The 21,646-nt window shown below is 69.9% G+C and carries 17 protein-coding genes; 8 read left to right on the top strand and 9 right to left on the bottom strand.

The window, feature by feature from the left end; all coding sequences use genetic code 11:
• Positions 1-34: 34 nt before the first annotated feature.
• Positions 35-745, bottom strand: a complete 711-nt coding sequence (locus D187_RS40255; RefSeq protein WP_002626086.1) for a cupredoxin domain-containing protein — start codon at positions 743-745, stop codon at positions 35-37.
• The gene (locus D187_RS40250) at positions 745-2,292 is read right to left on the bottom strand and encodes a hypothetical protein (RefSeq protein WP_155893939.1); all 1,548 of its coding nucleotides are present in this window, start codon (positions 2,290-2,292) and stop codon (positions 745-747) included. Before D187_RS40250 ends, D187_RS40255 begins: the two co-directional genes overlap by 1 nt.
• Positions 2,293-2,368: 76 nt before the next feature.
• On the opposite strand from D187_RS40250, the gene D187_RS40245 reads away from it, so the two are divergent.
• Positions 2,369-3,409, top strand: coding sequence for an FAD:protein FMN transferase (locus tag D187_RS40245; protein WP_002626082.1), 1,041 nt, complete (start codon positions 2,369-2,371; stop codon positions 3,407-3,409).
• Here D187_RS40245 and D187_RS40240 read toward each other — a convergent pair.
• From D187_RS40240 to D187_RS40230, 3 genes are all read right to left on the bottom strand, one after another.
• A complete protein-coding gene (locus D187_RS40240) occupies positions 3,406-4,917 on the bottom strand; it encodes a Y-family DNA polymerase (protein WP_002626080.1) in 1,512 nt (503 codons plus the stop codon). The two genes, D187_RS40245 and D187_RS40240, sit on opposite strands and share 4 nt — an antisense overlap.
• 21 nt (positions 4,918-4,938) lie before the next feature.
• Complete coding sequence (locus tag D187_RS40235) at positions 4,939-5,802, bottom strand: ImuA family protein (protein WP_002626079.1); 864 nt, start codon at positions 5,800-5,802, stop codon at positions 4,939-4,941.
• Positions 5,803-5,983: 181 nt separating this feature from the next.
• On the bottom strand, positions 5,984-7,198 hold the full coding sequence (locus D187_RS40230; protein WP_002626078.1) for a vWA domain-containing protein: 1,215 nt from the start codon (positions 7,196-7,198) through the stop codon (positions 5,984-5,986).
• Between the two features lie 245 nt (positions 7,199-7,443).
• Here D187_RS40230 and lon point away from each other — a divergent pair, with 245 nt between their 5' ends.
• From lon to D187_RS40210, 4 genes are all read left to right on the top strand, one after another.
• A complete protein-coding gene (gene lon, locus D187_RS40225) occupies positions 7,444-9,906 on the top strand; it encodes an endopeptidase La (RefSeq protein WP_002626077.1) in 2,463 nt (820 codons plus the stop codon).
• Between the two features lie 118 nt (positions 9,907-10,024).
• A complete protein-coding gene (locus D187_RS40220; RefSeq protein WP_002626076.1) occupies positions 10,025-10,879 on the top strand; it encodes an N-acetylmuramoyl-L-alanine amidase family protein in 855 nt (284 codons plus the stop codon).
• A gap of 89 nt (positions 10,880-10,968) precedes the next feature.
• Positions 10,969-11,559 (top strand): hypothetical protein, encoded by a 591-nt coding sequence (locus D187_RS58480; protein ID WP_245591949.1) that lies wholly within the window; start codon positions 10,969-10,971, stop codon positions 11,557-11,559.
• On the top strand, positions 11,556-12,113 hold the full coding sequence (locus tag D187_RS40210; protein WP_002626075.1) for a hypothetical protein: 558 nt from the start codon (positions 11,556-11,558) through the stop codon (positions 12,111-12,113). Before D187_RS58480 ends, D187_RS40210 begins: the two co-directional genes overlap by 4 nt.
• A gap of 81 nt (positions 12,114-12,194) precedes the next feature.
• On the opposite strand, the gene D187_RS40205 is transcribed toward D187_RS40210, so the two are convergent.
• Positions 12,195-13,169, bottom strand: a complete 975-nt coding sequence (locus D187_RS40205; RefSeq protein WP_002626074.1) for an FHA domain-containing protein — start codon at positions 13,167-13,169, stop codon at positions 12,195-12,197.
• Entirely contained in the window at positions 13,157-14,494 is a 1,338-nt protein-coding gene (locus D187_RS40200; RefSeq protein ID WP_002626073.1) for a S1 family peptidase, read from the bottom strand. Before D187_RS40200 ends, D187_RS40205 begins: the two co-directional genes overlap by 13 nt.
• A 127-nt stretch (positions 14,495-14,621) precedes the next feature.
• Between D187_RS40200 and D187_RS40195 the strand changes: the two genes are divergently transcribed.
• Positions 14,622-15,659, top strand: a complete 1,038-nt coding sequence (locus tag D187_RS40195) for a hypothetical protein (RefSeq protein WP_002626072.1) — start codon at positions 14,622-14,624, stop codon at positions 15,657-15,659.
• A complete protein-coding gene (locus D187_RS40190; protein WP_002626071.1) occupies positions 15,656-18,880 on the top strand; it encodes a helicase HerA-like domain-containing protein in 3,225 nt (1,074 codons plus the stop codon). Before D187_RS40195 ends, D187_RS40190 begins: the two co-directional genes overlap by 4 nt.
• Before the next feature lie 6 nt (positions 18,881-18,886).
• On the opposite strand, the gene D187_RS40185 is transcribed toward D187_RS40190, so the two are convergent.
• Positions 18,887-19,213, bottom strand: a complete 327-nt coding sequence (locus D187_RS40185) for a hypothetical protein (protein WP_155893938.1) — start codon at positions 19,211-19,213, stop codon at positions 18,887-18,889.
• Positions 19,214-19,338: 125 nt separating this feature from the next.
• Positions 19,339-20,628 (bottom strand): hypothetical protein, encoded by a 1,290-nt coding sequence (locus D187_RS51120; RefSeq protein ID WP_002626069.1) that lies wholly within the window; start codon positions 20,626-20,628, stop codon positions 19,339-19,341.
• A 496-nt stretch (positions 20,629-21,124) separates the two neighbouring features.
• On the opposite strand from D187_RS51120, the gene D187_RS40175 reads away from it, so the two are divergent.
• Complete coding sequence (locus tag D187_RS40175) at positions 21,125-21,610, top strand: tetratricopeptide repeat protein (RefSeq protein WP_002626067.1); 486 nt, start codon at positions 21,125-21,127, stop codon at positions 21,608-21,610.
• The last annotated feature ends 36 nt before the right edge of the window (positions 21,611-21,646 follow it).

Below are 21,646 nucleotides of genomic sequence, written 5' to 3'. Positions count from 1 at the left end.
GAAGGGCTCGGAGAAGGGCGCGGAAGAGAGGGACTCATTCGCCGGTGTCCTTGTCCACGCATCGGCCGCGCAGGCACGTCTTGTCCAGGGAGCAGTGAAGATCGGTCTCGCAGCACACGCCCGGGCAGGTGCAGCACACGGTGCCCTCGGGCGCGCTGCCCGCGAGGCACTCGGCGGACGCGACACACGCGGGAGGATCCACGCACACCACCGCCCGGGGCGCATTGGACTCGCCCACATAGGTGACCGTGCCGTAGTACGAGTCCACCACCTGTCGGCCCGGCGTGCCCATGTTGGTGTCGAAGTACTCGTAGGCCCCGGGCTCTGGGAAGGCGTAGCGCCAGAAGGAGAACGTCTCCTTGCCCTCGGTGCGGGTGTTGTAGGGCCGCACCAGGTTGGGGCTGAAGAGCGGCGCGGGCGCCGACAGCGAGGTGACGTTGGTGGGGATGTCGGGCTGGTAGTTGCGGAACTCGACGACCTGCCCGGGCTTCATCGCGAGGCCCCCCTCCAGCGCAAGCGGCTCGCCCGGGGGAATGGCCGTGTCCAGCGACGAGCGCAAGACATAGCGCTGGCCGATGCACGTGGGCGCGACGGCGCGGTAGCGGCCGGAGGTGATGCGGTTGAAAGCCACGGAGACGCGGGCCGCGCCCTCGGCCGAGTCCTGCACGGGCCGGAACCCGGCGGGAAGTGTCTCCTCGCAGGCGGCGAGACCGAGCGCGAGGCACAACAGGACACGAAGGCGCATCAGAGAACCTCGTGCGGAGCGGCCAGGGCCGCGAGCCGGTAGTGGTAGAGGACGATGTCGTGGGCGTGCGAGCGCACGCGCGGATCACAGGAGAAGCGGGCCACGGGCACCAGGTGCGGCGCGAGCGCCTCGACGCCGGGAGCGGTGGAGGTGACGTAGACGTCGGCGCCCGCGGCGGCCACGCGCGTCACCTCGCGGCGCAGTTGCTCGCCCGTGGCCGGACGGCCCGCGCGGTAGTGGGGCACGTAGTGCTCGAAGAGCCGCGCCTCCTCGCCGGTGAAGAGCAGCATGCCCGAGGGCGGCAGCGTGGACGCCACGTGCGCCACCAGCCGCGCCGCGGGCGAGGACTCGCGTCCCTGCGCGAGCGCCACGGGCAGCATGACGGCCGCGCACGCCACGGCCAGCGCGCCGGCAATCGGTCCCGTGCGTGACGGCCAGCGACGGGCGAGCACCGCCACGCCCACCGCCACGAGCAGGGCCCCCGCGAAGACGAGCGGAAGGGCATGCCGGGCCTTGAGCAGGTTCTGACCGAGGAACATCCACGCCCCATAGGGCAGGCCCATCGCGAGGGCGAGCCGGAGGATCCGCCCCTCGGGAGCGGACAGGGAGGAGCGCACCCCGGCGAGGACGAGCGCCCCCAACGCCCCGGTGAAGCCGAGGGCCAGGAGCAGGCGCGCGGCGAAGAGGAGCGCCGGACCCGCGGAGCTGCCGGGCCACGGCAACCCGAAGCCCGCGGCCACGAGATCGAACCCGAAGCGCTCCATCCGCCAGTCGAGGTCCGGACGCACCGCCACGGTGCCACCCCACTCACCCGCGTGGCCGAGCAGGAAGCCCGAGCCGATGCGCACGAGCCGCTCCGGCCCGGTGAGAACCGCCATCGGCACGAGCCACGCGCCCACCCCGAGCAACACGCCGCCCGCCGCCGCCAGCCCGTGGCGCCGGGGCATCAGGAGCGCGAGTCCCAACAGGGCCGGGAGGAACGAGGGCCGGGCGCCGAGGGCCAGTCCCACCACCGCGCCCGCGAGCACCGCGTGGCGGCGGGAGCGATCCGAGCCCAGGACGGCGCAGGCCGCGAGCACCAGGAGGGCGAACCCCGTGCCGTCCGAACCGGGCGTGGCGCCGAAGAGGACGGGAAGCGGCAGCAGGGCCAGGAGGGCCGTCGCAGTCAGGGCCCCGATCGCTCCGAGGAACGGCCGCGCCACGAGCCCCAGTACTCCCAGGCAGACGGCGCCGAGCACGATGCCGGGCACGGCGAGGGCGCCCACCTCGGAGGCTCCGGCGGCCGAGGCCAGGCGGGCCAGGGCGACATACACGGGGTAGCCCGGGAAGTGCGGCGCCTGGGTGGACAGATCGAAGCCCCGGAGCGCGCGGGCGAAGTTCACCGCGTCCAGATCCGGCAGGAGTGGGGGCAGCGCGAGCACTCGGGCCGCCACGCCCGCCCCCACCAGCCCCAGCAGCAGCACCAGGAAGGAGCGCGGCGGCATCGTCCCCCGCGCCGCGTCAGGTGCCTCCACCGGGGAGGGGATGATGTTGAAACTCAGTCTCAACAAAAGGCCCAGGGGCGTACTACGCGCCCACACAAACGGTCAAGCCAACCAGGGGGCTGGTACGAGGAGGACGCGCGTGGGACAGAACGGGGCCATGGTGCTCCCTGCCCTGCTGGTGATGTTGGCCGCCACGCCCGAGCCGCGCGTGCGCACCGAGACGCGCCCGATGATGGGGACGCACGTGACGGTGACGCTGGTGGGAGGCACGTCCCGAAAGGCGCGGGAGGGCTTCGACGGGGCCTTCGCGGCCTTCACCCGGGTCAACGAGGTGATGAACGAGTGGCGGCCGGACAGCGCGCTCTCGGAGGTGAACCGGCGGGCGGGAGACGGGAGCTTCGTGCCGGTGCCCGAGGACCTGTGCGCGGCGCTGCGGCGCGCGGTGCGGGGAGCGGAGCAGACCGGCGGGCTGTTCGATCCAACATGGGCCGCGCTGCGGGGACTGTGGCGCTTCGGTACGGAGCTGACGCCCACCCTGCCCGATCCGGCCGAGCTGAAGAACCGCTGCGCGCTCATCTCCTACCGGGGCCTGGAGTTCGCCCCGGAGGCGGACGGAGGCGGCGCGGGGTGTGGGGTGCGGCTCGCGCGCGCGGGGATGCAGCTCGGGCTGGGAGGACTGGCGAAGGGCTGGGGGGTGGACCAGGCGGTGGAGAAGCTCCGGGCGCTGGGCTTCCGGGACTTCTTCGTGCAGGCGGGCGGGGACTTCTACGCGGCGGGGAAGAAGGCGGGCCGGCCGTGGAAGGTGGGCATCCGGGAGCCCCGGGGCGAGCCGGGCCGCGTCTTCGCGGTGCTGGAGGTCTCCGACGCGGCGTTCTCGACGAGCGGGGACTACGAGAACTTCTTCCTCCTGGACGGCAAGCGCTACCACCACATCATCAATCCCCGGACGTGCTACCCGGCCATGGCCTCGCGCTCGGCGACGATCCTCGCGCCGAGCGCGGTGGACGCGGAGGTGCTGACCAAGTCCGTCTTCATCCTCGGGGGCGAGGCGGGACTGGCGCTCGCGCAGAAGCACGGCGCCTCCGCCGTGGTGGTGACCGCGGAGGGAGAGGTGCTCACCTCGCCCGGGCTGCGCGGGAAGTTGCGGCTGACGCGGGGCTCGGAGGAACCACCGCGCTAATCGAACAGGCCCTGGAGATAGAAGCGGCTGTCACGCGCGTCGCGGAACACCCACGCCTGACCCAGCCCCTCGAAGTGCACCCGGTAGTAGTCGCGGCTGTACGGGCGCTCATCCCACCAGTCCCCGCTCAGCCGCTCCGGGCCCATCAACGCCACCACCCGGCGCCTCTTGCCCCCCACCCGCGCCGCCAGCAACTCCCCCTCGGGCGTCATCTCCACGTCGATGGGCGTTGGGCTGCTGAGCATCCGCGAGGGCCGCTCGCGCAGCACCTCCGGCACGGCCTCGGGGGCCTCCACCGCCTGGAGCAGCTCCCCCTCCAGGCCCCGACTCACCGTGGGCGGCCGGAAGGCGCGCGGCGAGTACCCCGCCTCGGGACGGTGCGAGTCCTCCAGGGCCGCCATGAAGAGCGACTCCTCGCCCAGCGCCGTCGCCAGTCGGGAGAGAACCACCTCCAGCGCCGCGTCTCCCTCCGGCGCATCCCCGAGCGACAGCTGCTGGCCCCGGTCCTCGCAGTCCTCCTCCACCCGCAGGAGCAGCCCCGCCACGGGGCCCTCCAGCCGCACGTCGCCCAGGCGGTGCCGCGTCAGGTCCAACAACATCTTCGACTGCGCCGTGGGCCGCGCCAGGGTGAGCGGCACCACCGCCTGTCCGGAGGGATCCAACTTCAACGTGAGGCTCAGCCGCACCGCCGCGCGGCGCCGGCCCCCCAACCGCCCGCAGAGGCGATCCAACACCGTCTTGAGGGCGAACTGCAGGGGCTCCAGGGACTCGGCGGGCCACTCCAGCGTCAGCCGCTCCTCCAACACCTCCTCCAACACCTCCGGGATGAACGGCGTCTCATCCCCACCCCGGCAGCGCGCGTGCGCCCGCATCCCGGCCGCCCCACCCCGCGCCGTCACCGCGCCCACGGGCAGCGCGCCCACCTCTCCGAGCGTGCTCAACCCGAGCGCCGCGAACGCCGTCTGCTCCGGGCCCTCCAGGGCACTCAGGGGCAGCGGTGCCAGCGCCTGGGCCTCCTCCCCATCCGGCACCACGGCGAAGCGCTTCTCCCCATGCCGGGCGAGGGCCCGCGCGGTGAACTTCTCCGAGGCCACCACCACCCGCCCCCGCCAACCCAGCTCCGCGCATTGGGCCAGCACCTTCGCGCACAGCCCCTCCTCGCCATTCACCAGGTTCGCCGCCCCCGCGTCGAGCCACATCCCATCCGGCGCCGAGAGCTGGAAGCCCGGGGCCAGTCCCATCAACATCTCGCCCAGCGCCACCAGCGCCCGCCGCTCCTCCTCGGGCTTCCAGGCGAAGTGCCGCAGCGAGGGCTCCAGCGCCGTCGACGCCGTGAGCGTCGTGCCCGGACGCACGCCCGCCTTCAGCGCGCTCGTGGACGCGCACACCACCCGCTGCTGGCCCCGCACCTCTTCCACCAGCACGAAGGGCTTGCCCGTGAGCTCCGGCAGCTCGATGACCTTGCGCTGCACCGCGAAGCGCGGAAAGTGCAGATATGCCAGGCGCATGACCGTTTCCCTCCCCTCGACTCAGTGCAGCCCCGGCTCCGAGGCCAGCATCGGACGCAGCGACGGCATGGGCACGTCCCGACCCGGACGTTGTCCCAGGATGCCCCGGTGCCCCTCGCGCTCGGGGCTCGGCTCGCGCACGAGTTCCGGCACCGTCACCGCCTCGGCCGGCGGCAGCTGGGCTCCCCAGGGGCACTCGCCCTCGGTCAGCTCCGGGTAGAGCGCCCGCCAGGGCAGGAGCGTGCTCGTGCCCAGCCCTCCCTGCCGGCTGCGCACCACCTCCACCGACAGGCCCCGGTCCCCGCGCGACTCGGTGCGCAGCCGCAACATCCCGTCCGCGGGGGCCTCCGACGCCGTCAGCAGCAACAGCAGGCTTCCGCCCCGTCCCGCCGCGTCCATCAGCCGCTTGCCCTCCGCCGGGGACAGCCGCACCCCATCCTCGCCCCGCGCCGTCCCCGGAGGGGCCCGCGTCAAATCCAGCACCACGCACGCGAACGCGCCGCTGCGCACCAGCTGCACCGCCGACCACGCGAGGTGTTCCACCGTCCGGGGCCGCACGATGAGCAGCCGGGACGGATCCACCCCCGCCGCCACCGCCGCGGGCGGGTAGAGCTCTCCCGGTCCATCCACGTACGCGCACAGCCGGCCTTCCCGATGCGCCGAGGCCACCGCCCGCAGCGCCAGACTCGTGCGCCCCGAGGCCCGCTCGCCCCACAACTCCACCACCTGCCCCAGCGGCAGCCCGCCGCCGGGCAACAGCGCGTCGAAGGGCTCCACCCCCGTGCGCAGCGCCGCGAGGTACTTCCTCGGCGCCGCCTGCAACCGGCGGATCTGCTCCCTCAACGCCTCCACCGTCACCGCCAGATTCCCGGCCGTCGCACTCATCACGTCACCTGCCCCGCACTGGACCTGAAACGAGGTTCAGTATGCCGGGCGTTCTGACATGCGCCAGCAAATGTCGCCTGGGGGGCGGACGATCGAGTGGGTACGCGGGAGGATCACACACCCCCACGCACGGCGCCTGCTCATGGGAAGCGCTCGGGGGACACCCTTCAGCGGACGCCCCTCAGTTGGCGCACAGCAGTTTGACCTCGATCTTCTGATCCGTCAGCTGGCGCGGGCACGAGGACTGGAAGTACAGGCGCGCGGCGCGGCCTTGCGCGGACGGCACATACGACACGTCTCCCCCGACCACACTGCACGTCTGGATCGAGCCGTCCTCGCGCGTCACGCGCACCTGGGCGAGCCGGGGATCGGGCAGATTCATCACCTCGATGCTCTGAGACGTGCGGGCCACGGAGGCGATGGACACCAACGTGTCACGGAAGTTCGCCCGGCAGACGGAGTCCAGGTTGCGCAGTCCCGAGTCGAACAGGGACGCCATCTCCCGCTGGCGGTAGCCGGGCCCGTAGGAAGTCGGGCAGTCGGCGTTGCGCACGAACGTGCCCTGGGAGGTCGTGTCCGTCACCAGCTCGGCCCGCTTGTCCGTCAGCCCCACGGGGCCGATCGTCGCCCACAGGACCTCGCGCGTCGCTCCCGTGCCATCCACCAGCCCCCGGAAGAGCTGGTAGTACTCCCGGACGGGCGTGAGCTGGTCGGCCTGCTCGCTGCACAGGTCCCGCGAGGTGTCCGTCGTCAGCGCCACCGGAGCGGGCCGCTGCGTGGAGCTGCAATCTTCCTCGTCCGAGACCACCACCACGACCAGCCGGGCGCCATCGCGCAGGAAGCCCCCGTTGCCGCCCGCCCCCACGACGGCCGTGGACAGCGGAGGGGTGAGCGCCAGGCGGACGGCCTCGAAGGGCGTCTCCTGGCCGCTGCCCTGGGTGCCCTGCTTGACCAGGCGGCGGAACTTCTCGAGCAGCTCCGGATCCGTCCCCTCGAGGTAGCGCTCGGCGGTGGGCCGGCCCTGCGCATCCGGCACCGGCTGCAGCCGTCCGGCCTGATCGTTATAGAGGGAAAACTGGACGTGGCCATTGATGTCCGCGTTCAGGTAGACCGACGTGGTGATGACCCCCACGCGGAAGTCCTGTTCCAACCCGTTGTCCCGCCGGAGCTCTTCCAGGAAGGCGGGCAGCTCGGTGGCGATCGCCGCCTGCTCCTCGGCCATCGAGGCGGAGTTGTCGATGACGAAGAGCAGATCCGTCTTCTGCGCCGACAGGATCGGGGCGTTGGCCTGGCAGGTGCCAGGCAGGGTGGAGCCGGGCGCGTCCACCGGAGTGGAGCAGCCCCCGCTCCACAGGGTGAGGGCCAGCAGTGCGCTCAGGGGGATGGAATGACGCATGGAGTCTCCAGGGGAAATGCGGCGCAGAGTAGCGTGTGCCACGCCGTATCGCCCCTTTCGAATCGAGGGACGGGTAACCGTCCGGCAGCCGACGACGAGGGGGAAAAGTACAGGTCGCGTTTGCCATGTCCGTTTTGATTGCTACGTTGGAACAACCCCCGAAGAGAAATTCGCCACTAGAACCACTTGACGAGCCCGGGAGAGACGACGATCCGGCCGGGCCGCCCATCGAGGCAGCGAAGACAATGTCCGACGAAAAGAAGAAGGGCCCCTCCTCCGCCGCGGCCATGCCGGCCGCCATGGCGCCTCCGGGGATGATCAACAAGGAGGACATCCCGCAGGTCCTCCCCATCCTCCCCCTGCGCAACTCCGTGTTCTTCCCCGGGGGCGTGCTGCCCCTGGCCGTGGGCCGTCAGAAGACGATCGCCCTCATCAAGGACGCCGTTCGCGATGACCAGGTCATCGGCGTCGTCACCCAGCGCCGCGCCGAGGAGGAAGATCCTGGCGCGTCCGACCTCTACACCATGGGCACCGTGGCCCGCATCGTGAAGCTGCTCAAGATGGGCGAGGACAACTACTCGCTCGTCGTGCAGGGCCTGGCGCGCTTCCGCGTGCTGGACCTCGTGCAGGAGGCCCCCTACCTCAAGGCGCGCGTGGACGCCGTCGAGGATCGCACCGCCTCGGAGAACGTCGAGGTCGAGGCGCTCGGCATCAACCTGAAGAAGCTGGCGCGCGAGGTCATCGAGCTGATGCCCGAGCTGCCCGCGGCCGCCACCGAGCTGGTGGAGTCCATCACCCACCCGGGCCACCTGGCCGACCTCATCGCCGCCAACGTGGATGTGCCCATCGAGGAGAAGCAGGCCGTCCTGGAGACGGTGGACCTCAAGGCGCGCATGAACCTCGTGCTCGAGCTGCTCAACCGCAAGCGCGAGATCCTCAAGCTCAGCAACAAGATCGACTCCGCCGTGAAGGGCGAGATGTCGAAGACCCAGCGCGAGTACTACCTGCGCCAGCAGCTCAAGGCGATCAAGGAAGAGCTCGGCGAGATGGGCGAGGAGGAGGAGGAGCTCGACGAGCTCCAGGAGCGCCTGAAGAAGGCGGGCCTGCCTCCGGACGTGGAGAAGGTGGCCAACAAGGAACTCAACCGCCTGAAGACGATTCCGGCGGCCTCCAGCGAGTACACCGTCGCGCGCACCTACCTGGATTGGATCGCCGACCTGCCCTGGGCGAAGATGAGCGAGGACAACCTCGACATCGAGAACGCGCGCCAGACGCTGGACAAGGACCACTTCGGCATCAAGAAGGTCAAGAAGCGCATCCTCGAGTACCTGGCCGTGCGCAAGCTGAAGAACGACATGCGCGGCCCCATCCTGTGCCTCGTGGGTCCCCCGGGCGTCGGCAAGACGTCGCTCGGCCAGAGCATCGCCAAGGCGGTGGGCCGCAAGTTCGTGCGCCTGTCGCTCGGCGGCGTGCGTGACGAGGCGGAGATCCGTGGCCACCGGCGCACCTACGTCGGCGCGCTGCCGGGCCGCTTCATCCAGAGCATGAAGAAGGCCGGGATGAAGAACCCGGTGATGATGCTGGACGAAATCGACAAGCTCGGCGCGGACTTCCGCGGCGACCCGAGCGCGGCGCTGCTCGAGGTGCTCGACCCCGAGCAGAACAGCACGTTCAGCGACCACTACCTGGACGTGGCGTTCGACCTGTCCAAGGTGATGTTCATCGCCACGGCGAACCAGCTCGATCCCATCCCCGGGCCGCTCCGCGACCGCATGGAGATCATCGAGCTGACGGGCTACACCTTCGAGGAGAAGCAGAGCATCGCGCGCATCCACCTGGTGCCCAAGCAGCTCAAGGAGCACGGTCTGACGCCGGACCACATCACCATCACCGACGAGGCGCTGCTGATCCTCACCACGGCGTACACCCGTGAGGCCGGTGTGCGTAACCTCGAGCGCCGCATCGCCGACATCTGCCGCGCGGTGGCCGTGGAGGTCGCGGGCGGCAAGACGGAGAAGCAGAACGTGGATGGCAACCGGGTGAAGGAGATCCTGGGGCCAGAGATGTTCTACTCGGAAGTGGCCGAGCGCACCGAGGTGCCGGGCGTGTCCACGGGTCTGGCCTGGACGGCGGCCGGTGGAGATCTGCTCTTCATCGAGGCGACGAAGATGGCGGGCAAGGGCGGCATGACGCTCACCGGCCAGCTCGGCGACGTGATGAAGGAGAGCGCCACGGCGGCGCTGAGCTACCTGCGCAGCAAGGCGGAGTCGCTCGGCATCAACCCGAACTTCCTCGAGAAGACGGACCTGCACCTGCACTTCCCGGCGGGCTCCATCCCCAAGGATGGTCCTTCCGCGGGCGTCACCATCCTCACCGCGCTCACCAGCCTGCTCACGGGCATCCGGGTGCGCGGCGACACGGCGATGACGGGCGAGGCCACGCTGCGTGGCCTGGTGCTGCCGGTGGGCGGCATCAAGGAGAAGGTGCTCGCGGCGCACCGCGCGGGCATCAAGCGCGTCATCCTCCCGGAGCGCTGCCGCAAGGACCTGCAGGACGTGCCGGAGCAGGCCCGCAACGAGATCGAGTTCATCTTCGCCACGCGGATGGACGAGGTGCTCGAGGCGGCCCTGGAGAAGTCTCCCTTCAAGGAGGGCGCCGACAAGAGCCTGCCTCCGCAGCCCGAGGCGACTCCTGAAGTCCGCGCCTGAGAAGGCACGCCTGGCGCGAGCCGGGCGGTGAAGTGATGGCGGGCGGGTTCCCCTCACCGGGGGCCCGCCCGTCGTCGTTGCGGGGAACGTCCGCGCGCCCCCGAGTGTCCGAGGTGCCATGCTGAAACCCTTCCTGGGGCTCCTGCTGATCGCCACGAGCCTGTCCGCCCACGGCGCGGAGTCCCCTCCCGCCCCGTCCTCCCCCACCCCGGCCCTCCCGGGAGTTCCCCCCACCGCCCCGTGGCCCTCGGCGAGCGCGCCGCTCACGGTGGCCAAGGTGGAGTTCCCCCGGGGCTTCGGGCGCCCGCGCATCTACCTGGACGCGGGACATGGCGCGCCCGGCAACGAGGGCAATTCGTCCGTCACCTGCGAGGCGGAGGAGACCTATACGCTGCGGGTGGCGCGCGAGCTGGCGCGGCGGCTGGAGGCGACGGGCCATTTCCAGGTGAAGCTGAGCCGCCGCGAGCCGGGCCAACAGCCCGCCTATCCGCAGCGCCTCCAGGAGGCGGAGCAGTGGCGGGCGGCCCTCTTCCTGAGCCTGCACTCGGACGCGCGGGGCGAGGCGAGCGAGTGGCTGGCGGCGCCGGAGCGCTGGTGCGCGCGCAACGACGCGGCCCCTGGCTACAGCGTGCTCTACGCGGATGACAGCGGCACGCCGCTGGTGTCACGGAGGCTGGCGCTGGCACGGGCGCTGGCGAGGCGCATGGGAGAGGCGGGCTTCCTGCCCTACGGAGGCGAGGACTACGTGGGCCTGTACGCCACGGATCCCGAGCAACCGGGGACCTTCGTGAGCCGGCATGTGCCAGGGCGGCGCATCTTCGTGCTGCGCAAGCCGAGCATGCCCTCGGTCATCATCGAGACCCACCATGCCTGGGACTTCGAGGAGGAGGCGCGCTGGCGCGAGGAGCGCACGCTGGAGGCCTTCGCGGCGGCGGTGGCCCAGGGCTTGGTGGACGCGCTGACCCCGAAGTGAAGCGTTGGGTAACACCCGGGGTGTTGATTCCGGAGTTTCCAGGTACTCGGGCCTGGGATACGAGGCATGAGATGAGCCTCGGAAGCCACATGGCCGTGGTGATGGCAGCGCTGCTGATTTCCTGCGGCACCAGCCAGCATGCGCTCCCTTCTCACGACTCAGCGGTCGCGAAGACAGAGGAATTCGCTCGCCTCGTGCTCATCTTGAAGGAAGCACGCCCTGGCCAGGTCCACCATGACTGGCGCTCCGTCGAGGACGTCCACCCAGCATTGAGCGATGCTCCGAGAATCGTGCTCGCTTCCGGGCGGGACTGTTACGCGGAACTCTTGGAGTGCATGCGCGAGTGCATGAGCCGCCCTCTTCCCCGCGGATTTGGGCACACCACGCAGGGGCGAGGGAAAGGTGGAAAGGAAGAGTACTGCAACAAGCGATGCATGCGACCGTATCGTGACTGCATGGACTTGCAGGATCTCAAACCGCGAGAGTTCTCGTCCGGAGAAGCGGCAACCGATTGGTTGAAGCGCCATCACCAATCCATTCTGGTCGGGAGTGTTTTCGTCATCGCGGGTGTGGCCTTTGTCGTGGCCTCTGCCGGTGCGGGAGTCCTCATCCTCATCCCCGCGACACTGATGGCCTCCGCAGACATTTCAACGGAAGCCCCAATGGCGGTGGCACCATGACGATTGAAGAGCTTTCTCTTGAAGTGGAGGGACTGCTCGGACGGCTTCGCGAGGACAACCCTTCGCCGAAAGAAAAGGAGCTGCTCCTCGTTGCCATCGACGCCATCCGATTCATTTCATCCACGGGTCACTCCTATGACTTCGAGGACTACCGCAAGAGCCTCTCCGCTCATGAGCCTCCTCCCGTCGTCGCCGTCTTCAAGACCCGCGAGGAAGCGGACGCATGGCTGCATGCGCATCCCAAGCCGCCTCATCTGACCTACGTGCTCATCGGGGACGCGTATTACATGGTCGTGTATCTGCGCGACCCCGACCGTCGCTCGCTCGGCCCGCACCCCGCCCTCGCCTACCATCTCCAGGAAATGCTGGAGGCGGGTCTCCCGCCAGCGGTCGCCACGTTCAATACGCGAGCGGAGGCAGACGCGTGGTTCGGCCAGCAAGCCGATCCGCCCGCGCAGAGCGTCATCCAGATTGGCAACGAGCCCTACCTCGCGGTGCACCACCGCAACGTCCATCATCGCGCAATCTACCCCTTCTCCCTTGCGCGACTATGAGGCCTCCACGAGGAATGAGCCCTGGGACGTCGTGGAGGCGGTGAAGAAGGTAGCCCCACGCCGTGCGCGGCTTCTGACCGCTCAGGGCTTCTCCTTCGCGAGTTCGTCCACCTCCGTCTGCAACTCGCGCGTGTCCTCGAAGAAGGAGTCCATGCTCCGGGCGGGCACCACCCGGAGCGCGGGCGGCAATACCGTGCGCTCCACCGGCAGGGAGGACGAGAACTCCTCCTCGTCCAGGAGCGAGTCCGCTTGCGTCAGCGCCCCGAGGCACACGAGCACTCCCCCGAGCATGAAGCCGAGCCTCCGGGGCTCCGCTCGCGTCACGTAGCGCAGGTGGTGGAAGAGCACGAAGCCCACCCACCCCAGGGTGCCCGCCAGGAACAGCCACCGCGTCCACGCGCCCAGCGCCAGGCTGTACGCCACCAGGTTCAGCAGCATGGGAACGACGATCACCCCGAGCAGCCCCAGGCTTCCAATGGTGCCATGGGCCCCGAAGTGGAAGTGCCGCCGCGTCACCTTGCTCGCCAACGACCACAGCCCCGACCAGACGAAGGCGGCGGACACCGGCAGCACCACCGCCAGCGCGAGCGCGCCCCAGTTCGTCTTCTGGAAGTTCGTCAGGTACTCGTCGAGCAGGGCGACCACCACCGTCGCCGCCAGCGTCGCCGGGAAGGCGAAGGGCCGCTCGAAGAGGCGATGGCGGGGCGCCACCGTCGCCGCCGAGATGCGCGTGTCCTCCACGGGGTGGTTGCGGCCGCGGAAGCGCAGGATCGTGTCCCCCACCGCCACGCGCGCATCATCCGTGAGCACCAGCTCCGCCAGCCGTGCCCAGGGGGCCACCCGGAACGTGCCGTTGTGGCTGCCCACGTCCCGCAGCACCAGCACCCCCTCCTCCGTGCGCTCGATGCGCAGGTGCGAGGCCGACACCTTCGGATCGTCCAGGATGACGTCGTTGGTGTAGCCCCGTCCCACCGTCGCCGGAAAGCGCTCCAGCCGGTGCCGCGAGGCCACCACGTCATCCCCCTCCAACACCTCCAGGAAGATCACTTCGTCCACGCGAGTGCCTCCAGGTAGCGGCGCGCCAGCGCGCGGGCGTTGTCCGCGGAGAACCCCGCCAGATCCAGGCTCGTCTGCACCCCCGAGGTGCTCGCGTTGTTCGTCGCCGCCCGGAGCGCCAGATCGTACAGGCCGGGGAACTTCTTGTAGGCGCGCAGGCACAGCGCCGTGCGCACCGCCATGCCCCCCACCTGCACGAACTCCGTCTTGCAGCGGAAGTTCGTCACGTCCGCCTTCGTGGCGTCCACGCCCCCCGCGTCGTCGCCGAAGGTGGCCGAGTAGAGCGCCGCGAAGCGCAGCGGCCCCAGCTCGTCGCTCGACACGAAGGCATGATCATAGGCCACCACCCCCGTGCGGTGCTCTCCGCTCAGGAAGATGTCCTCCTCGGAGGAGCACTGGTAGCGGGTGACGGTGTACGGATTCTCCGGCTCGAGCGGCGTGTCGCCCCAGCACTTGAGGAAGGGCCGCCAGCGGCCCGGCACCCGGTAATCCCCGAGTCCTTGAGACATCAGGGGCTCGGCCAGCAGGCGCTCGGTGATGCGCTGCTGGTTGTCCAGCAACTGCGCGCCCACCACGGCGAGCAGCGCCGCCGGCTCTCCTCCCTGCTGCCCCCGGGCCCGCTCCACCAGCGCGCGGGCATGCACCACCGGCACCAGGAAGCCGAGCTGGTTGCCCAGGGTGGCCACGTTGACCCCCACCACCCGGCCCTCGCTCGTCACCGTGGGGCCGCCGCTCATGCCCGGGTTGATGGCGCCACTGAAGTGCACCTTGTCGTAGAGCGCGTCCTGCACCAGGCCGTTGTAGGTGCCCTCGACGATGGTGGTGCCCAGGTCGTGCGGATTGCCCATGGCGTACAGCCGCGCGCCCTGGGGCGGCTCCGTCGCCGCCAGCTCGAACCAGTCCTTCACCGGCGCGTCCTGCTGGATGACGGCCAGGTCGTGCACCACGTCCACGTCCACCACCCGCACCGGCACCGCCTGCGCGTCCTGCCCCTCGCGCACCAGCTCGACGGTGTAGTCCTCCGGCTGGTGCACGATGCTGGAGATGACGTGGTAGTTGGTGACGGCGTGGCCCTGGGCGTCCACGAAGAACGCCGAGCCGATGGACGACTTGGTGCCGCTGCGCCGCTCGATGATGCGCACCTGGGCCACGCGGCGCTTGATGCGCTCGAAGAGTTCGTGAGTGGCCGGGGGCAGCGTGGCCACCGGCAGGGGAGGCACCACGGCCGGGGGTGCTTCGTCCGGTACGTCTTCCGGTTCCGGGGGCTCTTTCCCGGGAAGCGCCGGGGCCTGGGCCAGCGTGGCGAGCAGAAGGAAGGTCAACATGCGCCGCCCACACTAGCGGAACGGCCGCGTATTGCCCGCTCAACCGCATGGGGAAGCGCGCTCCCCCTGTCCATACCCCTTCGGAGGGATTGAGGGCACGGAAGGCTCGCGGGAGTGTGGGCGCTCCATGGACACGCTCGATACCCGGTTGACGGAGCTCGCCCTCTGTTGGCTCATGACCCAACCCAAGCGCAAGGGTTCCCGCTCGAAGCTGGAAGAGGCGCTCGGTCCCCTCGTGGAGCACCACCTCGGCCGCGCGCAGTGGAAGCAGCGTTGCCTGGCCCTCGTCGAGCACCTGCGCCAGGAGTCGCTCGTGAGCGTGGGCCCTCGGGGGGGGTTGACCCTGTCCGACGGGGGCCTCGCCCGGGGGCTGCGCCTGCTCGGCACGGAAGCCCGGCCCCGGGGCTTGACGTGGAAGAAGTTCAAGGCCACCTACCTGCAGGCGCTCGGACTGGGGCTGCCCTCCTCGCCCACGACGCTCGCGTGGCTCGCGGACGCCGATGGGTTTCGCGCGGCCCTGCTCCAGCGCCAGCTCGGCGGCGGGGGCAAGCCCCACCCCACGCTCCTCCAGGTGCGCGACCGGCTCCTGTGGCGCCAGCTCGGCGTGGACACCCACCGGCCCTTCACGCTGAGCGCCGTCCAGACCCACCTGCTGGGCTCCCTGTTGGAGCTGGAGGTGACCGACCCGGACCACGCGCTGGAGCAGCTCGCCGCGCGGGCCGCCGGGGCCACCCGCGTGGACGCGGACGCCGTGCGGCTCGCCAACGCGCGCGCCTGGCTGCTCTCCGGGGAACAACCCCCGTCCGCCACCGAGCCTCCTCCTCCCCCACCCGAGACCCCGGCCCCGGCTCCGCGTCCGAGCGCCACCTCGGGCTTCGCGGAGCAGGTGCTCGCGACGGCCCGGTCGCTTCCGGCGGGCCACCGCTTCGGGCCCGACAAGGTGTTCATCGCCCATGTGTGGCGGGCCCTCCAACCGGCGTGGCGTGACCGCGAGTCCTTCAACGCCGCGCTCCTGGAGGCCAACCGCGCCCGGCGGCTGTCGCTGAGCCGGGCGGATCTCGTGTCGGCCATGGATCCCACCGTGGTGGCCGAATCCGAGGTGCGCACCCCGGGTGCCCGCTTCCACTTCGTCGTCGTCGACTCCCCTGCCCAGGAACGTCCATGACCTCCGATCCCCGACTCAAGGCCTTCCTCACCGACGGCGAAGAGGTGTTCAGCGGCGTCCAGCAGGGCCAGCACCTGTGGAAGCAGGATCCCTTCGACGTGGAGTCCGTCAACGCCACCGCGCGGCGTGCCTTCCAACGGCTGTTGAATCGCGCCGTGGCCTCGCCCCCACCCGACACGGGGAAGATCCTCTTGTTGCGCGGCGAGTCCGGCAGCGGCAAGACGCACCTGGTGCGCGCGTTCCGCAACCTCGTGCACGGACGTACCCAGGGCTATGTCGGCTACCTGCCGATGACGGTCGACACGCCCCACTACGGGCGCCACGTGTTGCGCTGCGTGATGGACTCGCTCGACCGCCCCTATGACGAGCGCGTGGACGAGACCTCGGGGCTGATGAAGCTGTCGGACGCGCTGATGGGCACCTGCAAGAGCGTCTTCGCCCCCCTCATCGCCGCCGAGCGCATCCTCGAGGACGAGGAGCTGCACGAGATGGTGTCCACGGTCGCCTACGAGTTGCATCGGGAGGATCCCCGCTTCCGCGCGGTGTCCGTGGATCTGCTGCGCGCCCTGCTCTTCCTCCAGCACCGGGACGTGCGCCTGCACCACGCGGTGCTCCAGTGGATGCGCTGCCGGGAGCTGTCCCCGGCGGATGCCCGGGTGCTCGGCAACCTCGTCTCCCATGCCGACGAGGAGGGACCGCAGTGGATGCTGGAGCAGGTGGGCCACCTGCTGGGAGTGCTGGGCCAGGCGTTCGTGCTGTGCGTGGACCAGGTGGAGGACATCGCCGACTTCGCCTTGCGGCCGGGCATGGAGCCCCCCTTCCGCCGGGCGATGAACTTCCTCGTCCACCTCGCGGGCAACGTGCCTACGGCGATCATCGTGGTCTGCTGCCTGTCCGACTTCTGGGTCAGCGCGCGCGAGGGGCTCATGCGCCCCATGCTCGATCGCATCGAGCATGATCCCGAGCCCGTGCAGCTCGATCACCTGGTGACGGCCCAGACGGCGCGGGACATCGCGGCGCTGCGCTTGAAGGTCCTCTACGAGCGGCGGGGGGCCGCGTTCGATCCGGGCGATCCCACCTGGCCCTTCCCTCCGGCGGGCTTCGAGTCGCTGAGCGGCTGGCGTCCCCGCGATGTGTTGGATCTGCTCCGCCGCTACCGCGACCACGCCATCCAGGAGGGCCGCTTGCCCGAGCGCTTCCCCCTGGAGGGCCCGGCGCAGGGCGGAGGGAAGACGGAGGGGCACCCGCCACAGCCCACGCCAGTCGCGGAGCTGGAACAGGCGTGGATCGACTTCCGCGCGACCTTCCAGGCGCAAGTGCCCACGGAGGACGAGGATCTTTCCATCCTGCTCGCCTGGAGCCTGAAGACGGCCAACGACGAGCTGGACAGCGCGGCGCGCGTCACCGTGCGGACGCGGGACGGCGCCTCCCTGGAGCTCACCTCGGGACCCGAGGGCCAGCGGCTCCTCGTCGCGCTCTGCAACAAGTCCTCCCGGGGCGGGCACCTGGGCCGGCAGATGGCCGAGGCGATCCAATCCGCCAAGGGACAGGTGCCCGTGCTGGTGCGGACCACCGAATTTCCCTCGAGCACGGGCACCGTCGTGGCCGAGCAGTTCCTGCGGCTGCAGAAGAAGGGGGGACGCCGGGTGGTGCTCGGAGATGGAGATCTGCGCGACCTGCTGGCGCTGCGCGCCTTCCTCCAGAAGCCCCACGACGCGAGCGCCTTGAATGCCTGGCGCCAGGCGCAACGGCCCCTCACCCGGCTGAAGCTGCTGGGAGACATCCTGGGAATCGACCCCAACGGCAGCTCCCGCCAGGGCCAGCCGCCGTCTGGATCGGGAGGGCCCGCCTCCGGGCCACGTCCGAGCCAGGACGCCACGGCCCCCGCACCGAAGTCCCCGGACGCTCCTCCGAAGACGAGTGCGCCGCGGCCCCGGACGCCCACGGGTCCGTTGCGTCTGGGCACCCAGGAGGGGCTCTTCGAGAGCATCATCACCCTGGATCCGGAGGTACTCACCCGGCACAGCGCCTTCCTGGGGAGCACCGGCAGCGGCAAGACGACGGTGGCGCTCAACATCGCGGAGCAGCTGCTCGCGCGCGACATCCCCGTCATCCTCGTGGACCGCAAGGGAGACCTGGCCGGGTACGCACGCGAGGAGGCCTGGAGCGAGCCCCTGGCGGACCCGGCCCTCGAGGAGCGCCGCCGCCAGTTGCGCGAGCGCCTGGACGTGGCGCTCTACACCCCGGGCCGCTCGGATGGACGTCCGCTGGCCATTCCCGTGGTGCCCCGGGGCTTGGATGCCCTGCCCGCAGAGGAGCGCGAGCAGGCCGTGCAGCAGGCGGCGGACGCCATCGCCGGCATGCTCGAGTACAAGAGCGGTTCGCGGGACAAGTCCGCGCGCGCCCTGCTCGGCCAGGCGCTCCAGTTGCTCGTGCGCCGGCCCCTGGGCGGCCGGGACGTGACACTGGAAATGCTGCAGCAGTTCATCCACTCGGCGGATCCGGAGCTCGTGCGCGAGGCGGAGGGCCTGGATCCCAAGTCCTTCACGAAGCTCACCCAGGATCTCACCATGCTGCGCCTCAACTCGCGCGTGCTGTTGTCCGCGAGCGGGGAACGGCTCGATCTGGAGGCGCTGCTCGGCCGGAGTGGCGCGGGGGGAACGGGACGGGCGCGGCTGAGCGTCATCAGCACCAAGTTCCTGGGCGGCACCCCGAGCGTGCTCTTCTGGGTGTCCCAGCTCCTGCTGGAGACCCTGCGTTGGGCGAGCCAACACCCCTCCTCCACGCTGCAGGCGGTGCTGCTCTTCGACGAGGCGGACCTGTACCTGCCCGCGCTGGGCCAACCCGCGACGAAGCAACCCATGGAGAGCCTGCTCAAGCGCGCGCGCTCGGCGGGCGTGGGGGTGATGCTGGCGACCCAGAGCCCGGGGGACCTGGACTACAAGTGCCGCGAGAACGTGGGCACCTGGCTGGTGGGCCGCGTGAAGGAGGACACGGCGCTCAAGAAGCTCAAGCCGCTGTTCTCCAACGGCCGGGGCGCGGATGGGACCCAGAAGCTCGCCGCGCAGGAGCAGGGACAGTTCCACCTCCAGGCCGAGGGGGCCACACGCCAGCTCAAGGCGGATCGCAACCTCATCCCCACCCGGCAACTCTCCGAGGAGGAGATCCTCCGGCTCGCGCGCCTCACCCTGGAGCGAGTTGCCGGGCCGCGCTCCCCGTGAAGGGGCTCATGCGTGACGAAGGGAGGCCACCATCTTCAAGGCGTTCCAGAAACCAAGGAACGACGCCCCGGCTTCCAGCTCCAACTCCACGGCCCTTCCTCCCTGGAGCAGAACCTTCAGGCGATTGAGGGCCAGCTTTCCTTCCGGAAGGGAGGCCAGGGCTTCGTTCGCGTGAGTGGCATCCACCGTCGCGCCTTCGATGTCGCTCCAGCGAAGACTCAGGAGACCTTCAGGCCGCGAGGCCACGACCCGCTCCGTCGTGAGTAACACCCAATGCCGTGGATCTCGGAAATATGAAAGCACCGGCAATTCCCCGTCCTGGACGGCGGCCACGTGGAGCAGGTTCGCGCGTACATCCGCCGGAAAACCATCGAAGGGGCGTGTCCACTTCCCCGCGTCACCTGAGTGGTGGAATTTCCGAAGAAGCCTCTGACGCCTCGCCTCCGCGCTGAGACTTGTCATGGCCGCAACTCCTTGACCAACTCAATGGTGTCTTTGTTGATGAGCCGGAGTTCAAACCCGAACCGCTGCGCGATTTCCGGCTTCAAGAATCCCTTGTTGATCACGGCATGCCCCGTAATGCTCAGCCGAGAGGCGCCCGCGGCGCGCGCTTCAGCCTCGAGGGCCGCTATCAATCTGCTCAAAGCTGCTCCCTTGTCGGCCTCGATCAACAAGATATTCCGCTGGAAGGTCTGACCCACCAACCCCTTGTTTCCAAAGATTCGGTACCCGCCGAGGCGCTCGGGGGGGAGCCGGGTGGCCTGCTGAAGAAGCTCCTCCGCGGCGGGCCGCATCTGTCCCCGCGATGCCTCCGAGGCTCCGGTAGCAGCCCCATGTGCCTGCTGGACGATGATCGCCGCCCATGGCCCACCGCTCAGCACCGTGGCCACCTTCCCCACCGGTACCGCGACGCGCTCCACCATCAGCGCCCCCTCGGCCGAGAGGGACAGGACGGGCACGGTGGCCTCCGTTCCCGAGAAGGTTCTCGTCAACGTGCTGGTCGTGCCCTTGACCGCGCCAAAGGTGACGAAGAGCTGGGTCATCAACTTCGAGAGCGCCTTCACCTGCTCGCCCCGAGTCATGTACCGGAAGCGCTCGAAGTAGTCCGGAGAGGACGCGATGAGGGCCGCCACTCCCGCCGGAAGGCGTTGCAGCGCCGCGAGGCTGTCCAGCGGGTGCGTGAGCAACTGGCCCATGGCGTGGTACAGCTCGACGAAGGACTCCTCCGCTCCATCCAGTGTGCGGCTGATGTAGTCGGCGTCGTCGTACTCCTCGGCCAGTGGGGGCTCTTTCATGATGGGGCGCAATTGCGCGTCCGCCGACCGGAAGACTCCTCCATGGCTGGAGTAGAAACGTCCCAGTTCGAAGGGACCGGCGCGAAACGCCTCGTCCTTCCACGCCACCGGACCCACCTTCTGCTGCGTGCGTCCGTTGAGTGCCCAGGCCAGATAGCCGTCCGGCCGCAACACGGCCACGCGCTTGAATCGCTCCACGCGACGAGACAGCTCCTCACGGGAAACGGACCCTCCCGCCACCACCTCGCGCAGCAGGTGGCAGACCGCCATGCGCGGCGGGAACGAGCCAGGCGTCACGGGCTTGCGCAGCAGCCCAGCCAACACCAAAGCCGCCTTCTGGGGCGTGAGGATCGCGTCTCGCGGGAGTTCCTCACTGACGTTGTCCAGTCCCGCGAGCAGCAGCAGATAGTCGAAGGCGTCCGCCCGCACGGCGCCTCCGGGCACCGCGCGCATGACAATTTCAGTCGGGCTCGCCAGTGCCACCTTCAACTCGGACCCGGACAGAGCAACAAGAGGACCGTGGTCCAGCAACACACCGTCGCCAGAGGCCGTGGTCACCGTCGCGCAACCAGTCGCCAGCACGATGGACCCCAGAAACAGGGCCACCCACTTCCATGGCCTCTCAGCGGACTTTGGAACAGGCAGTACCCGCAGTGTGGAAGTCATCCAGTACCCCCCGTGGATTGTTCCCATACTAAAGGTTACTCCCAACAAAACCAGAAAAGCCTGTAATAAATGAAAAAATTGTCTCCAATCCAGGCCCTCGTGACTCGTCGGGTCGGTTCATGCCGCCAACGTCCAAGGTCAGGCGGCAAGCACCAAACGCCCCGGCCCCGGAACCCGGTGACCCCTGACGACCGTGCCACAGGTGAAGGCCTCGCCACGGGGTGTGTGAGCACCCGAGACTTGGAGATGACTTCCGCGCCCCGCACGGTAACCTGAGGCGCAGATGACCCCCGAAGCCCGCGCCGAGATGGTCGCCCAAGCCGAACGCGCCCTGCGCCGCGGAGAACTGGACGAGGCCCTGCACCTCTACGAGACACTCGGCCAGGCCTTCCCCGACGATCCCGCCCTCGCCACCAAGCTCGCCCACCTGCGCGAGAGCGTGGATCCCCAGGAATTGCAGGCCTCGCGTGCCCTCCAGGCCAGCAACCTGCCCCAGTCCATTCCCCAGGGTCCCTCCTCACCCGTCGCCGAGGGCGAGCGCCTCTTCAGCCTGGGCGACTACGTCGGCGCCGCCGCCGCCTACCGCCGCGCCCTCCAGGAGCGCCCCGACAGCGAGCTCATCCGCGAACGGCTCGAGGAGATCTACCGGCTCGCGCGCACCCTGCCCGTTCACTCGCCAACGGACCGCTCGCTTCCCCGCCAGGCCGAGCCGCTCCTGCACGCCCTGCTGGACAGACTCGCCGCGCGCCGCCGTCTCAAGCGCGACTGATGCGTTGCGCCCCGGCGGGCTCGGCTTCTAGACTCC

Source organism: Cystobacter fuscus DSM 2262 (assembly GCF_000335475.2).
GTDB lineage: Bacteria > Myxococcota > Myxococcia > Myxococcales > Myxococcaceae > Cystobacter > Cystobacter fuscus.
The sequence above is the reverse complement of the archived record's forward strand: the minus strand, read 5'-3'. Positions and strand labels throughout refer to the sequence as shown.

What these genes read in the sequence shown, in the direction of transcription:
- D187_RS40255 (WP_002626086.1), bottom strand. Translation starts at nt 745, where the DNA reads ATGCGCCTTCGTGTCCTGTTGTGCCTCGCGCTCGGTCTCGCCGCCTGC.
- D187_RS40240 (WP_002626080.1), bottom strand. Translation starts at nt 4,917, where the DNA reads ATGCGCCTGGCATATCTGCACTTTCCGCGCTTCGCGGTGCAGCGCAAG.
- D187_RS40235 (WP_002626079.1), bottom strand. Translation starts at nt 5,802, where the DNA reads ATGAGTGCGACGGCCGGGAATCTGGCGGTGACGGTGGAGGCGTTGAGG.
- D187_RS40230 (WP_002626078.1), bottom strand. Translation starts at nt 7,198, where the DNA reads ATGCGTCATTCCATCCCCCTGAGCGCACTGCTGGCCCTCACCCTGTGG.
- lon (WP_002626077.1), top strand. Translation starts at nt 7,444, where the DNA reads ATGTCCGACGAAAAGAAGAAGGGCCCCTCCTCCGCCGCGGCCATGCCG.
- D187_RS40220 (WP_002626076.1), top strand. Translation starts at nt 10,025, where the DNA reads ATGCTGAAACCCTTCCTGGGGCTCCTGCTGATCGCCACGAGCCTGTCC.
- D187_RS58480 (WP_245591949.1), top strand. Translation starts at nt 10,969, where the DNA reads ATGGCCGTGGTGATGGCAGCGCTGCTGATTTCCTGCGGCACCAGCCAG.
- D187_RS40210 (WP_002626075.1), top strand. Translation starts at nt 11,556, where the DNA reads ATGACGATTGAAGAGCTTTCTCTTGAAGTGGAGGGACTGCTCGGACGG.
- D187_RS40200 (WP_002626073.1), bottom strand. Translation starts at nt 14,494, where the DNA reads ATGTTGACCTTCCTTCTGCTCGCCACGCTGGCCCAGGCCCCGGCGCTT.
- D187_RS40195 (WP_002626072.1), top strand. Translation starts at nt 14,622, where the DNA reads ATGGACACGCTCGATACCCGGTTGACGGAGCTCGCCCTCTGTTGGCTC.
- D187_RS40190 (WP_002626071.1), top strand. Translation starts at nt 15,656, where the DNA reads ATGACCTCCGATCCCCGACTCAAGGCCTTCCTCACCGACGGCGAAGAG.
- D187_RS51120 (WP_002626069.1), bottom strand. Translation starts at nt 20,628, where the DNA reads ATGCGCGCGGTGCCCGGAGGCGCCGTGCGGGCGGACGCCTTCGACTAT.
- D187_RS40175 (WP_002626067.1), top strand. Translation starts at nt 21,125, where the DNA reads ATGACCCCCGAAGCCCGCGCCGAGATGGTCGCCCAAGCCGAACGCGCC.